We start from the raw sequence: 12,484 nt of genomic DNA on the forward strand, positions 1-12,484 counted from the left end.
TATTTAGTGAACGTGGCCGTGATCGATTTCTTCCGCGGTTGCGTCGCGCACTGAGATAACTTCGATCTCAAAGTGCAGCTCTACTCCGGCCAGAGGGTGGTTGCCGTTAATAGTAACTTCATCGCCATCAATATCGATAATTTCGACTTCAATGGGGTGGCCATCGGTGCTCTGGGCGTGGAAAGCCATGCCAACTTCGAGCTCTTCTACACCGGAAAAGGCGCTGCGGGGCATAGTTTGGATCAGCTCTGGGTTTTGCACGCCGTAACCTTCCTCAGGAGAGATCACCGCAGTGAACTTGTCCCCTGGTGCTTTTTCCAGCATTTCCCGCTCAAGGCCAGGAATAATATTGCCCACGCCCTGTAAGTACTTAAGCGGCTCCCCATTTGCGGAGGAGTCGATGACCGTTCCGTCAGCATCTTTCAGGGTGTAGTTGATTTCCACAACTGTGTGGTTGGCAATCTTCATGGATAGTCTCTGATTGAAGAGTGAGTGAATTAGCGCTTACCGCTGCGCTGGAAAACGGGAGGTAAAGGCTGTGAGGATGCAATTGTATTGAGAGGTTACATACGCCGCAACTTGTGCGGCGCAAGTGGGGGTTAACAAGCGATGGAAAGGTCTTGCTCGCAGCCACCGTAAAGACTACTCGCTGTTTGTATAAGACTTGTACTAAGCTGCCATGGAAACCCCAGCTCTTCCAAGCGCGCTTCCAGATATTCGAGCAGGGCGTCAAACAGAGCTGGATTCAGGCCGCGAGCCAGGAAACTGGCGCGACTACTGCGATCAGGCTCGGGCTGTTCAGAAAAGGCGTGGTTTAGGAATTGTGCTTGGCGGCTTTGTTGTTTGCGATGATCACAGGTTTCGTAACTGGAAAGGTGGCGGCCTATGGTTTCGTAAAATTCATTGACTGTATGACAGACAAATTTAGCACCACCGACCTGTTCTAACAGGCTGTTCATATCTCTCCCCCCGGTGAGCAGTTGGTACTGAAATATAAAATTCCGCAGAGCCCAAAATATTGTGATAGAAAAAATGCACAGGATGCACTGGCTCATTAACGGTACAACATTAATTGCTCAGCAGCGTAAGTCATATTCTCTCGGACTGCCAACGTGCTTTAAGAAAATTGTCATTTTGTTCGACAGGTAGTAGTCCAGTTTGCCTTTATCTACGCCAAATAAAAAATTGCTTTTAAGATAGTGTTTTTTATCCCTTTATTCTGAGTTTTTTAGCGTAGATGTTAGACTGCACGCTTGAACTAAATAAAAAATTTGCAACTGATTGGATTAAATTATGGCAAGCATTTTTACTCAAATTTTGAATGGGGACTTACCGGGCCACTTTATCTGGAGGGATGAAAAAGCGATTGCAATCATGACCATTTCCCCCATTAAGCCGGGGCATTGCCTGGTAATCCCGGTTGAAGAAATTAACCACTGGGATGATGTGCCAGCCGAGCTTGCGGCACACTTAATGTTGGTTGCACAAAAAGTCGCCAAGGGACTAAAGGCAGTGTATTCACCCAAGCGTGTAGGTGTGATGATTGCAGGGCTGGAGGTACCGCACACCCATATACACCTGATTCCTGTCGATGAATTGACAGATTTTGATTTTTCCCTGCAAAAGAGTGCAACATCTGAGCAGTTGGCTATTGAGGCTGAGAAAATTCGTAGCGCACTCGTTCAGCAGGGCTGTTCGGAGGCAGAGTGTGTCAGAGGTTAATTTCTGAACGCAATTTAGAGACTATTTGGTCACCCACTTTGTGCCTTCATAAATTTTCTAGAGGCACTGCATCCAATTCGTATACTCGGGTAGTCAAGTAATACGTAACAGTGATAATTACGAGAATTTTGCAATGGCAACCATGAAAAAAGCTTTTTTAGCCCCGCTGTTTGCTCTGCTGGCCCTTTTTGTCCTCAGTAGCGCCCAGGCTGAGGGAGATAAAAAAGAAACTAAAAGTTTCGATGTCAATGGCTTTACCCGGGTATCTCTACGGGGCAGTTCTCACGTTGAAGTGATTCAGGGGGATCATTTTGCCGTGAGTGCCAGTGGTCCGGCTGAAGTTATGCCCCATGTCAAAGCGGAGGTGAAGGGCAACACTCTGGAGCTGTATGTGGATGACAACACTCAACACTGGTTCGGTGTGATTACCATTACCCGTGATAGGGACCAGAAGGTGCACTTCACGGTCACCATGCCAAAGGTTGAGGCATTAGAGGTAGCTGGTTCCGGGCAGGCCGTGGCAGAAACCTTGGAAAGTGAAACCATTGACCTTGGAGTCACGGGTTCTGGTACTGTGCGTGTTGCCAAGGCTGCGGCAGAAAATCTCAGTGCTTACGTGACAGGCTCTGGGGACTTGATTCTGGATAAGGCACTATCGGTCAACAGCGAGATTGCCATCAGCGGTTCGGGCGATATTTTCCTCGGAGGCATCACAGGAGAGAAGCTCTCAGCGGAAATCAGGGGCTCCGGTGATATGCGAGTCGGTGGCCGTGTAGCAGATGTCAATATTCGTATCATGGGGTCTGGTGACTTTGTCGGCCGCAGCCTGCGCGCAGATAATGCCAGTGGCGCGGTCATGGGATCAGGGGATATCGTTCTAAAACGCCCGCAAAGTGATTCTTTTTCCGTTATGGGGTCTGGTGATGTTGCACTGGTAGACTAACCACTCTATTGATCTGCATAGTAGGCACTGCCACAGCGCAGTGCCCTCCTCATTAGGGCCAAACCTTCTTCAGCCCAGTTTTCTATTTTGGAAGTGAACTCCCCATGGAATCGCAGGCGACAGGGTCCGGGCAAGTGAGCCTGGAGTACCCTTTAGATCAAGCAGACAAACGCAGTAAGCGTTTCAAGGAAAAGTTGCGTCACTGGGGACGGGGTGCGCAGGAAAAATCTCATTGGTTGGCAGAGCGCCTCATGGACCGCCGTGTCTGTGTTGGAGTGACAGGTTTGAGTGGGGCTGGTAAATCGACTCTGCTTACCAGCCTTATCTACCAGTTGAGTCACCCGCAGAAAGCACAACTACCGGGTTTTGCCCCAGCGCTAAATGGAGACCTTTTGGGGGCGGAGTTAAAGCCCGCTCTCGATTCTGGCCTGCCAGTCTTTGACTATGAAGGCTGCTTGAGTGCTTTGATGTCGCATCCACCGAGATGGCCACAAAGTACCCGAGATGTATCGGCAATGGAATTGCACATTCACTTGCGACGGCATCGTCGTTTTGGGGGGGGCGATTATAAAACCTTGATCCTGGAGCTGCGGGACTACCCAGGTGAATGGTTGATGGACTTGCCGATGCTGAGAATGGATTTTCGTGACTGGTGTCGCCATCAAGCCCATATTATTGCGAGCGATACGCGCGCGGGGTTGGCCCCGGGGCTGCTGACACGCTTGGCAGCGCTCTCCCCCGAGGCTGAGGCAAAGGAGTCAGAACTGCAGGCATTGTGGCGGGAATATCGTCAATTTCTATTGGACTGCCGCGAAAAGCGAAAACTCAGCTATCTGCAGCCGGGACGAGCATTGTTGGATGACGAGGATTATCAGCTATTACCTCTGCTGGATCTCAGAGGCTTTAGTGCCGATCAATTGAAACAGTTGCCTGATGGTAGTAATTATCAGGTTCTGCGTCGCCTTTATGAGGCTTATGTGGAGGGGAAGGTGGCCCCTTTTCTCGAGAGCCATTTTAAACACCTCGATCGACAGCTGGTCCTGGTGGATATGATCGGCACCTTGTTTGCGGGTGAGCAGGCCTTGGAGGATATGCGTCTGGCTTTTACCCATATTGCCGATACTTTCCGCTATGGAGAGTCTGGGTTCCTGAGTAAGTTATGGCGTCCTAAGGTGAATCGCTTGCTCTTTGCCGCGACTAAGGTTGATCAGGTGCTTGCGGCTGATCACGATGCCTTGCGTCAGCTGCTTGGCCAGCAACTGCAGCAAACTTTTACCGGAGCGCGCCACCGTGGCTTGCCGATCTTTAGTGAAGCCATTGCTGCTGTGCGTTGTTCCCACGAGGATCAGCGTAATGGGCGGCGTATGCTGGTTGGATATGACCTGGATGGTCGCTATCTGGGTTTTGAGAATGCCGAGATTTTCTCGCGCCTGCCCAGTGAAGAGGGTGGCTGGGGTCATTATACCGGGGCTGCTCCACCCCAGTTGCGCCCCCCGCAAGGTATGGACTCAGGTTCCATTCCTCATATCCGCGTCGATGCGCTTTTGAATTTGTTGCTTGGAGATAAAGTTTGATGGGTGATGAGAATAAACAGGCTCCTCGCCGGGTAACGCGGATAGAGTCCCTGCAGGAACCAGAAAGTGAAGCCCCTCACCGGGATACTACGCGTGTAGAAACCCTGCAAGAGGAAGGGGAGGACATTCCGAGATCTATTACCACGGGAGAATCACTACCCGATAGGATTGCCTTTTCTGAGTTGCGCCTGCCTGTTTTTCGCCTGAAATGGTTAAAGCCGGCACTGCTTTCAAGCGTTGCATTAATAGTGGCTGTACTCGCTTGGGAATTACGCCAGATGTATACCTGGGCGGCAGATAAGCACTGGAGCCTTGGTATTCTCGCAGGAGTGGTAATAGCGAGCCTTGCAGCGGCAATAGTCAGTTCCCTGTGGGAATTTTTCCGTGCTGGTCGGCCACTGCGCAAGCTGCAAAAAACACAGGCAATGGCGGCCGACATGCGAGAGTGTCGCAGCCATGAAGAAGCGGAATCTCTCCGTCGACAGTTGCAGCTGCATTTTTCAGGAAAACCTCAGGGTGTACTGCTCAACCGGGTACTGGATGAGGCGCCAGATTATTATGACAGTAGTGAGTTACTGCAGCACTTGGAAGTGACTTTTCTCGATGCACTCGACCAGGAGGCACAACGCCGCGTAGTTCGTCACGCAACAGCAACTGGGGCATTGGTAGGTCTCAGTCCTTTTGCCAGTATTGACATCCTTGTTGCCCTGCGCCAATCGTTACGAATGATTGATGATGTTGCACAAATTTATGGCATTCAACCTTCGCTTGTAGTGCGCTGGCGCCTTTTCAAGAAAGTACTTGCGCTGGTGGCTTATAGTGGTGCAAGTGAATATGCGATCAGCGAGATATGGCCAGATTTGGTCGGCGACAGTGTTGTTAGTACAGTTTCTACCCGTTTGGGGCAAGGTGTGGGCGCAAGTTTTTTTGTGGCGCGTATTGGACTTTCTGCGATGCAGAGCTGTAGACCCATCCCTTTTACTGAAAAACAGCGCCCGCGCCTAGGCGCATTGGTTAAACGCATTGGAATCGGGTTGAAAGAGCGGATGCCGGATGTTTTTTCTATGGTCGGGCTTGGCAGTCGGGCTGGCAGCTCCCCCGCTAAGCCCGCGACGAAGTTCACCAGAAAAAGCTGATTTCGTCGCTGCGACAAGGCTCGCAAGATACTGCGGGCCGAATGTTTTCAGGATGTAGTGACGGCCCTACTGGAACTGCTTTTTCATCAGCAGACGTGTATGGTGGCGATCCACCAATTCTGCCAGGGTGGCAAAGCGTCGTTTGATAAAGGGGGCGGGGTTGTTATTTCCAGCATCGTCCCGATATTCAACGCCTGAGCGGACATGTTGCAGTTCTCGAGTTAACTCGTTTATCGCCGAAAAAATATTTTGAGTATCGTCCTGGCTATGAAAAACGTAAGCGTTATTGGTATCCACCAAGTAGGCGTTACATTCATTTAGCCACTCAAGCCGCTGTTCAAGAAATCGAATTGTATTGCGGATACCGCCTTTATATTCTGGGTTGAAGTGCTCGTTTACATATTTGTCTAGGCTGCGCATGCCTGCCCCGACAAACTGCTCTACCACACTGCTGCAGTATTCTTTTGTGAGATAACTAGGATGGGTATTGGCATTGCTAAGGGAGCTTGAAATCAGCAAAGACAAAAGCCCCAAGGTTCGAAGGATGGCTAAAGAAGGAGAGTTCATTGTCTTGCCCATGGGTTACTCTTTCTAGTGACTGTTATTCTATCCGCCAAACCTGCTCAGTTGTTCTAACACTTTGTTTAGCGAAGTATTTTTTGTGATAGTTGTCACATGAATATAGAAGCGACAAATAGGTGTCAACGGTTATTAAGTGCGGAGTGACAGCTCTGGCGCGAAAGGTGTGTTGTGGGGAAGTATCTCCTGCGTTGTAAGTTAGGTAATAAATTAAAGACAGAGGTTTGCTTTGGCTGAATATGAATTTGATCTATTTGTGATTGGGGCGGGCTCTGGTGGTGTACGAGCTTCGCGTATGGCTGCCGCCCAGGGAATGAAGGTGGCAGTGGCTGAAGATCGCTACATGGGGGGGACCTGCGTAAACGTCGGGTGCGTTCCCAAAAAATTATTCGTCTATGCCAGTGGATTTAAAGAGGACTTCACCGATGCTAGAGCCTATGGTTGGAACAGTTTGCCGGCTGAATTTCACTGGCCAACATTGCGTGAAAATAATGCACGTGAAGTGTCCCGCCTCAACGATATTTATCGAAACCTATTAGCAAACTCAGATGTGACGGTCATTGACGGCCGTGCCAAAGTTACTGGTGCCAATAAGGTGATGGTGAATGGTCGCGAATACACCGCACAGAGAATTCTGGTAGCAACAGGAGGTTGGCCTTTTGTCCCAGATATTCCTGGAAAAGAATTCATCCTGACTTCCAACGAGGTGTTTTCCATGGAAGCCTTCCCCAATAGGGTACTGGTTGTTGGTGGGGGGTATATTGCCGTTGAGTTTGCTGGGATATTTGCTGGTTTAGGTGCTGAGACCCACCTCTCTTACCGGCGTGATTTATTCCTACGTGGCTTTGATCGCGATATTCGCCATTTTGTCCGTGATGAGATGGTAAAAAAGAATATTGATTTGAAGTTTAACCATCAAGTGAGTGCCATTGAAAAGTTGCAAGATGGTAGTTTTTTAGTACATGTCGAGGACGGCTCCAGTTTAAATGTGGACATGGTCCTCTATGCAACAGGCAGAGTTGCCAATACTGAAGGGCTCGGTTTGCAGGAGCAAGGGGTCGTGTTGCATCGCGATGGCACAATCTCAGTGGATGACAATTTCCGCACGAATGTCCATTCTATCTATGCCCTTGGGGATGTTACCGGTGAGCCACAGTTAACGCCTGTGGCCCTTGCGGAGGCGATGGCTCTAGTAAAGCATTGGCGTACTGGAATAACTGCGGAGATTGATTATAACAATATTCCCACCGCAGTATTTTGTCAGCCCAATATTGGAACTGTAGGGTTGTCAGAGGAAGAGGCCAGGGACTCCGGAGTTAGAGTTACCATTTACAAGTCAGAATTCAGACCAATGCGTCATACAGTAAGTGGGAATACCGAGCGCACCCTAATGAAGTTAGTGGTCGATGCCGATACTGATAAGGTGATTGGTGTTCATATGGTTGGTGATGATGCTGGTGAGATTATCCAGGGCTTGGCTGTTGCTTTGAAAGCGGGGGCGACCAAAAAAGTCTTTGATGAAACCATCGGAATTCACCCAACGGCAGCAGAAGAGTTCGTCACTATGCGTACACCAGTGCAGTAAGGTGTTTATCTGGTAGTGGATATAATTTGTGGTGACTATGCTCGAGGCGCCTCTTGAGTATTTAGCTCTAAAATTGAGGGCCGCTAAAGAAAAATCTTAAAATCCCCCCCTGCTTTTAAAGCGGGGTTTAATGCAAAAACGGCGCTGGTGCGCCGTTTTTGCTCTCTTCTAGGATTCTTCTTCGACTTCATAAAGCGCCTGATGACGCTGCGCTTTTTTGCGCTCGCTACGCTCTTTTAGGCAGCGTTCTGCGGAGGCAAATGTGTCATTCACCGCTCGGTGGATAGACTCATTTTCATTACTGATGGTCACGGGATTGCCACTAATGGCAAGTTCAAGGGAGGCTTTGTATTGCTTGCCTTTGCTTTTGTGTTGGTGGGGAGCTTCCAGAACTACACGACTATGTATGATGTCGCCACAATAACGTTCCAGTTTGTGTAACTTCTTAGATACCGTATTTGACAGGGCAGCAGATTTGTCGATATCGCGGAACACAATGTTATCGTTAGGCGCTGATTTCATGGATAAATACCTCCGGTTATAGGAAACCATGCAGGCCGCTTGTGCGGTTTGCTATTCAAAGAAGGTAGGGCGCCCTAATGGGAGGGGTCGAGTCCGCAGTTGAATCGCCGAGTCGCCGGTAGCGCAACGAATAATTGCTGTCTGAGCAGCTCTGGGTGTTTTACGTCCGGGTCGGGTTTCCGCTGTGTTCAGCGATCGTCTCCCTGTTACCCATAATGCTTCCGCTAAAAAAAAAATCAAGCGCTATCGCTTGAAAATGTCACATAAAATTCGGCGAAGCGTCATTAAGACGACTTTAGCACTTAGGTTTAAGGGGATTATTCATCAAATGGGGGCAAAGGGTGGACGAGAGGTCATTGCTCGCGAGCTCAGGCCTGCGTAAAATTGACAGTGCTGCGACAGAGTACATAAAGTTTTGAACAAAATTTAACCTCTGCGCTTTTATCTTACGAGTGTCGAAAAATCGAGAAACAGGTTCTGGACAATGGCGGTAAAGCGGTATTGCTCGCTCTTCTTGGCGGGCTTAGTAGTTTTTAGCGGAATGGCAGCGCAGGCGCAGTCAAACCTCACTGTGGAAAAAAACCGACTGGCGCGCCTGGAGCAGTCCCTGGAAAACAGGCAGGTTGAGCTGGAAGATATTGAGAATGAATTGCTTTCTTATGAGTATAAGCTCGAGCGTGCGCAGGAATCTCTCAACGAGCTTCGCAAAGAGTATGAGGCGAGCCGTGTCGAGCTCGAGGAGGCGCGTAGGCTCCATGAATCCAATGGCACCTCAGATTCTGAGCGTCGCCTGACCAAAGCCAAGCACGGCTTTGCAATGGCCGAGCGAGGGGTGGATAGCCGCAGCCGACGTTTAGAGTTTATCAAGGTGAACCACCAAGAGCTTTTGGCTAGGCTCGACGAAGAGAAAAAAGGCATTGCCGAGACCAAGGCCAAGGTTTCTGCTCAGCAGGATAAGATTAGCCAGGTGGTGGATTCTATGCTGGCCAAGGCAGAGGCTTCTGAGAGGCGTGCCGCTTTGGCAAAAAGTGCTAAAGCTGAAGCAGCAAAGCCAAAGCCTCCTAAGCTGAAGACAGCGGCAATTGAGAAACCCCAGAAACGACAGGTGCAACCTGAGCCGATTCCGACTGTTAAGAGAGATATTGATCCCGAGTTGCTTGCCTATGTCAAGCGGGAACAGAAACGTCTGAGTCTTTTACTTTCCGATAAAGAGGGGGAAAACAAACAGACTTTCCGCAATTTGCTTCTGAAGCCATCTAGTGGGGGGCGTCAACCTTTTGAGTTCCTGGGGAAGAACCAGTATCGTTTAGTGGCAACAGTTCATGCTGGTCGACAGACGTACAAAATCAACACTTGGAAGTTCCGTCGTACCATACCTGCAGAAGATGATGGCGAACGCTATGTTTTTATTTTTGATGCTCGGCGCCTTTCACGTCCCCGCCTAGTGATGTATCCAGAATATGTCTTAGACGCTCTCAAATAGGAAGTCTCAGCCTCTCAAGAGGATGCAAAAAGTCCGCTCAGTGCGGGCTTTTTTATTCTACGCTTTAGTCATTTAGTAAGGGTACTTTGAGTAAGGAGTGGTAGTGGCTTTTTCCTGCCAGGGGAACACTCTCATAAAGAGTGACATTTTCGACTAACACGGATGAGTTTAGGTTGCGCGGTGCAATATGCTGAAATCCCTCTTTATTGCGACTGCGCGCTAAGGTGATATGGGGTCGATATTCCTGACTTTCTGGTTCCATTCCAAGCTCGCCAATAAATTGCCGGCATTCCTCATGGAGTTCAGTTAAATTAGGATTTAGGGCTAATTCTACAGCAAGAATTTTGGAGTGCTGTTTTGGGAAAGGGGTTAAAGAACAAACCCTACTTTGAAAACTTCCTTTGCAGTGTGCAAGCTCAATAAGTCCCTGCTTAAGTTGGGGGATTTTTTCTTTCGGAGTGCTCCCAAGAAAAGCCAAGGTCAGGTGCCAGTTATTGGGGGTTGTCCAGCGTATATGGTTAGTAGTTGTGTCTTTTAGCTGCTTTTGGCACTGAGTGGTTATCTCGTCTAGGAATGCTTGTGATGCCACATCAGGTTTAATACCAATAAATAACCTGCTAGTGGATTGATCTGACAAATTTTCTTCTCTTTGCATTTTTTCCCTTTGGGACCTTGAAATAAAACTTGTGGCCCATACCTATTGAGTACGGCTGGTAGCTTTGAGTGTGAAAGTGCCCCGTTAGCAATGCTCGTGCTTATTGGCGAGCAAAATTGAATATTGCTCTGAATTGAGGATATAACTATGCGTAATTTTGATTTTTCCCCTCTGTATCGATCTGCAATTGGTTTTGATCGTATGGCCAGTCTGCTGGATGCAATGAGCTCCAGTGAGCAAAAACAACCCTCATACCCTCCCTATGATATAGAACTTACTGGTGAAGATAGCTATAGAATTACTATGGCTGTGGCTGGGTTTGAGCAATCTGAACTCGATATTCAGGTTGAGCAAAATCGCTTGAGTGTGAGCGGTAAAAAACCAGAAGATATTGCACAAAGAAACTTTCTCCATCGAGGAATTGCTGCGAGAAATTTTGAGCGACGCTTCCAGCTAGCAGATCACGTCAAAGTGACTGATGCGAAGCTTGCCAACGGCCTGCTTCATATAGAGCTGGTTAGAGAAATACCTGAAGCGATGAAGCCTCGAAAAATCCAGATCAGTGAAGGCGCTTTACTGAATCATGAGCAGGCTGAAAGCGTCACGGCGAAAAAAAAGCCTGACACGGTAGCTGCATAAGTTGACACTTTCTTGCCCCCTGTGCCGCCATCGCGCGGCACAATTCTATTATCGAGATAAATTTCGCAGTTATTACCAATGTAATAACTGCGAATTGGTGTTTGTACCCGCAGAATATCATTTGACTCCAGTTGAAGAGCATGCCTATTACAATCTGCATGAAAATTCTATGGAGGATGAAGGGTATCGCCGTTTCCTAAGCCGTTGTGCCAAGCCCTTATTGAAAGAGCTTTCTGTTACTAGTGTGGGGCTGGATTTTGGCTGTGGACCAGCGCCATTATTGGCGCGAATTTTAGAGGAGCAGGGCCATAAAGTTGAGTTGTTTGACCGTTATTACTTCCCTGAGCGTCGGGTGCAGGAAAAAAGCTACGACTTCATAGTGGCGACAGAAGTGGTGGAGCACTTGAGCGCGCCTGGCGATGAGTTGTCGGCTTTGTGGGCACGATTACGTGTTGGCGGTGTGCTGGCACTGATGACCAAGCTGGTTATTTCTCGAGAACGCTTTGCCAGCTGGCATTATATTCGCGACCCAACACATATTTCCTTCTTTTGTGTTGAAACCTTTCAATGGCTGTCGCGAAAATTAGGTGCGGAACTACACTTTGCAGATAGTGATGTTATCTTCCTGAAGAAATCAGGTATTGACCCGGAATAGCTTGGCTCTGACGGTGGCCCGATATTCGCTTGGTGTAGTGGCAAGGAATTTTTTGAACAGTGCAGTGAAGTGCCCCATATCCTGGTAGCCGACTTTTTCGGCAATTTCATTCACGGATAGATTACTGGATTGCAGCAGTTCCCGGGCCATATCTACACGAACATTTTGCAAATATTGCAGCGGTGTCTGTCCTGTAGCTAATTTAAAGCGGCGGTTGAAGGAGCGCACACTCATGTCGAACATTTGCGCTACCTCACTGAGACGCACCTCGGTATTACAGTGCTCTTTTAGCCATGCCTGGGCCTGTACAATATCCTCGTCTGGATGTAGGTGCACCGAACCTTCTGAGTAAGCAATTTCCTCAAATGGTCGGCGAATTTCATGGGAGAAGTTACGCTCCACATGACTGGCTACAGCGGCTCCATAGAGCTGGCGAATCATATGAACCGTGACATCTGCCAAGGCATTTACGCTGGCGGCACAAAAAAGTTTGTCAGCCTGAGTGATAAAATACTGGCGCTTCAATTTAACATTTGGGTAGTCCGCGCTGAACTGGTCGAAATAGTGCCAGTGTGTAGTGGCGGGTTTGCCATCAAGGAGGCCTGCCTCGGCTAGAAAGCAAACCCCAGTACCCACGGCGTTGATCGCAGCTCCACCTTCGGCCTGGCTCCGTAGCCATCTTAAAAGCTTTCCACTGCGCTTCAGGGCTGGGCGGGGATTGCGCCAAAGCGCAGGAATGTAGATCAAGTCGCTGTCTGGTGCCTCTTCCAAAGACACGTCAGGTTGAAAGGTAAAGCCGCAGCGGGTTTTTACCGCTTGTCCATCTATGCTGGCTGTTACTAGGCGCAAGGGCTCTGCCAGCCTTTCCACTCGGGCGCGGCTTTCGGCACCGCGCAGCATTTCTAAGGGCAGAACTGTGCCGGTGGCCAGCATTTGATCAATCAGAAGAAAGGTAACCGTTCGCATTACATACTCAGGCGGGGGTTGCGCC

Annotated in this window: 14 protein-coding genes; 8 read left to right on the forward strand and 6 right to left on the reverse strand. The window is 49.1% G+C overall.

Translation table 11 applies throughout. The features are described from left to right. Positions 1-3: 3 nt before the first annotated feature. Positions 4-468 (reverse strand): FKBP-type peptidyl-prolyl cis-trans isomerase, encoded by a 465-nt coding sequence (locus tag ACJJIJ_RS04400; RefSeq protein WP_252085360.1) that lies wholly within the window; start codon positions 466-468, stop codon positions 4-6. A 131-nt stretch (positions 469-599) separates the two neighbouring features. Continuing rightward, complete coding sequence (locus tag ACJJIJ_RS04405) at positions 600-959, reverse strand: globin family protein (protein WP_252085361.1); 360 nt, start codon at positions 957-959, stop codon at positions 600-602. A gap of 334 nt (positions 960-1,293) precedes the next feature. On the opposite strand from ACJJIJ_RS04405, the gene ACJJIJ_RS04410 reads away from it, so the two are divergent. The 4 genes from ACJJIJ_RS04410 (at position 1,294) to ACJJIJ_RS04425 (ending at position 5,375) form a co-directional block, all read left to right on the forward strand. Beyond that, positions 1,294-1,722, forward strand: a complete 429-nt coding sequence (locus ACJJIJ_RS04410; protein ID WP_252085362.1) for an HIT family protein — start codon at positions 1,294-1,296, stop codon at positions 1,720-1,722. A 133-nt stretch (positions 1,723-1,855) separates the two neighbouring features. Continuing rightward, positions 1,856-2,665 carry a GIN domain-containing protein gene (locus ACJJIJ_RS04415; protein WP_444924674.1) on the forward strand — a complete coding sequence of 270 codons (810 nt, stop codon included), beginning with the start codon at positions 1,856-1,858 and terminating at the stop codon, positions 2,663-2,665. Positions 2,666-2,769: 104 nt separating this feature from the next. Further along, positions 2,770-4,239, forward strand: coding sequence for a YcjX family protein (locus ACJJIJ_RS04420; RefSeq protein WP_444938744.1), 1,470 nt, complete (start codon positions 2,770-2,772; stop codon positions 4,237-4,239). Then, on the forward strand, positions 4,239-5,375 hold the full coding sequence (locus ACJJIJ_RS04425) for a TIGR01620 family protein (RefSeq protein WP_252085365.1): 1,137 nt from the start codon (positions 4,239-4,241) through the stop codon (positions 5,373-5,375). Before ACJJIJ_RS04420 ends, ACJJIJ_RS04425 begins: the two co-directional genes overlap by 1 nt. A 66-nt stretch (positions 5,376-5,441) precedes the next feature. On the opposite strand, the gene ACJJIJ_RS04430 is transcribed toward ACJJIJ_RS04425, so the two are convergent. After that, entirely contained in the window at positions 5,442-5,954 is a 513-nt protein-coding gene (locus ACJJIJ_RS04430; protein ID WP_252085366.1) for a hypothetical protein, read from the reverse strand. Positions 5,955-6,183: 229 nt separating this feature from the next. Between ACJJIJ_RS04430 and gorA the strand changes: the two genes are divergently transcribed. Then, positions 6,184-7,539 (forward strand): glutathione-disulfide reductase, encoded by a 1,356-nt coding sequence (gorA, locus tag ACJJIJ_RS04435; RefSeq protein WP_444938745.1) that lies wholly within the window; start codon positions 6,184-6,186, stop codon positions 7,537-7,539. Positions 7,540-7,707: 168 nt separating this feature from the next. Here gorA and ACJJIJ_RS04440 read toward each other — a convergent pair whose 3' ends face one another. Further along, positions 7,708-8,061, reverse strand: coding sequence for an HPF/RaiA family ribosome-associated protein (locus tag ACJJIJ_RS04440; protein WP_252085368.1), 354 nt, complete (start codon positions 8,059-8,061; stop codon positions 7,708-7,710). 484 nt (positions 8,062-8,545) lie between these two features. On the opposite strand from ACJJIJ_RS04440, the gene ACJJIJ_RS04445 reads away from it, so the two are divergent. Then, on the forward strand, positions 8,546-9,544 hold the full coding sequence (locus ACJJIJ_RS04445) for a coiled-coil domain-containing protein (protein ID WP_444938746.1): 999 nt from the start codon (positions 8,546-8,548) through the stop codon (positions 9,542-9,544). A gap of 64 nt (positions 9,545-9,608) precedes the next feature. Here ACJJIJ_RS04445 and thpR read toward each other — a convergent pair whose 3' ends face one another. Then, positions 9,609-10,199: an RNA 2',3'-cyclic phosphodiesterase gene (thpR, locus tag ACJJIJ_RS04450; protein ID WP_444938747.1), complete on the reverse strand. Its 591-nt coding sequence runs from the start codon at positions 10,197-10,199 to the stop codon at positions 9,609-9,611. Positions 10,200-10,346: 147 nt separating this feature from the next. Here thpR and ACJJIJ_RS04455 point away from each other — a divergent pair, with 147 nt between their 5' ends. After that, complete coding sequence (locus ACJJIJ_RS04455; RefSeq protein WP_252085371.1) at positions 10,347-10,838, forward strand: Hsp20 family protein; 492 nt, start codon at positions 10,347-10,349, stop codon at positions 10,836-10,838. A 1-nt stretch (position 10,839) separates the two neighbouring features. Beyond that, positions 10,840-11,493: a class I SAM-dependent methyltransferase gene (locus ACJJIJ_RS04460; protein ID WP_444938748.1), complete on the forward strand. Its 654-nt coding sequence runs from the start codon at positions 10,840-10,842 to the stop codon at positions 11,491-11,493. Here the strand turns inward: ACJJIJ_RS04460 and ACJJIJ_RS04465 are convergent. Continuing rightward, positions 11,473-12,459 carry a GlxA family transcriptional regulator gene (locus tag ACJJIJ_RS04465; RefSeq protein ID WP_444890731.1) on the reverse strand — a complete coding sequence of 329 codons (987 nt, stop codon included), beginning with the start codon at positions 12,457-12,459 and terminating at the stop codon, positions 11,473-11,475. The two genes, ACJJIJ_RS04460 and ACJJIJ_RS04465, sit on opposite strands and share 21 nt — an antisense overlap. Positions 12,460-12,484: the final 25 nt, after the last annotated feature.

The organism is Microbulbifer mixtoriginis (SeqCode) (assembly GCF_052467945.1).

Coding starts and splice junctions, on each gene's coding strand:
- ACJJIJ_RS04430 (WP_252085366.1), bottom strand. CDS start 5,954: ATGGGCAAGACAATGAACTCTCCTTCTTTAGCCATCCTTCGAACCTTG.
- ACJJIJ_RS04420 (WP_444938744.1), top strand. CDS start 2,770: ATGGAATCGCAGGCGACAGGGTCCGGGCAAGTGAGCCTGGAGTACCCT.
- ACJJIJ_RS04445 (WP_444938746.1), top strand. CDS start 8,546: ATGGCGGTAAAGCGGTATTGCTCGCTCTTCTTGGCGGGCTTAGTAGTT.
- thpR (WP_444938747.1), bottom strand. CDS start 10,199: ATGCAAAGAGAAGAAAATTTGTCAGATCAATCCACTAGCAGGTTATTT.
- ACJJIJ_RS04440 (WP_252085368.1), bottom strand. CDS start 8,061: ATGAAATCAGCGCCTAACGATAACATTGTGTTCCGCGATATCGACAAA.
- ACJJIJ_RS04405 (WP_252085361.1), bottom strand. CDS start 959: ATGAACAGCCTGTTAGAACAGGTCGGTGGTGCTAAATTTGTCTGTCAT.
- ACJJIJ_RS04465 (WP_444890731.1), bottom strand. CDS start 12,459: ATGCGAACGGTTACCTTTCTTCTGATTGATCAAATGCTGGCCACCGGC.
- ACJJIJ_RS04410 (WP_252085362.1), top strand. CDS start 1,294: ATGGCAAGCATTTTTACTCAAATTTTGAATGGGGACTTACCGGGCCAC.
- ACJJIJ_RS04415 (WP_444924674.1), top strand. CDS start 1,856: ATGGCAACCATGAAAAAAGCTTTTTTAGCCCCGCTGTTTGCTCTGCTG.
- ACJJIJ_RS04425 (WP_252085365.1), top strand. CDS start 4,239: ATGGGTGATGAGAATAAACAGGCTCCTCGCCGGGTAACGCGGATAGAG.
- ACJJIJ_RS04455 (WP_252085371.1), top strand. CDS start 10,347: ATGCGTAATTTTGATTTTTCCCCTCTGTATCGATCTGCAATTGGTTTT.
- ACJJIJ_RS04400 (WP_252085360.1), bottom strand. CDS start 468: ATGAAGATTGCCAACCACACAGTTGTGGAAATCAACTACACCCTGAAA.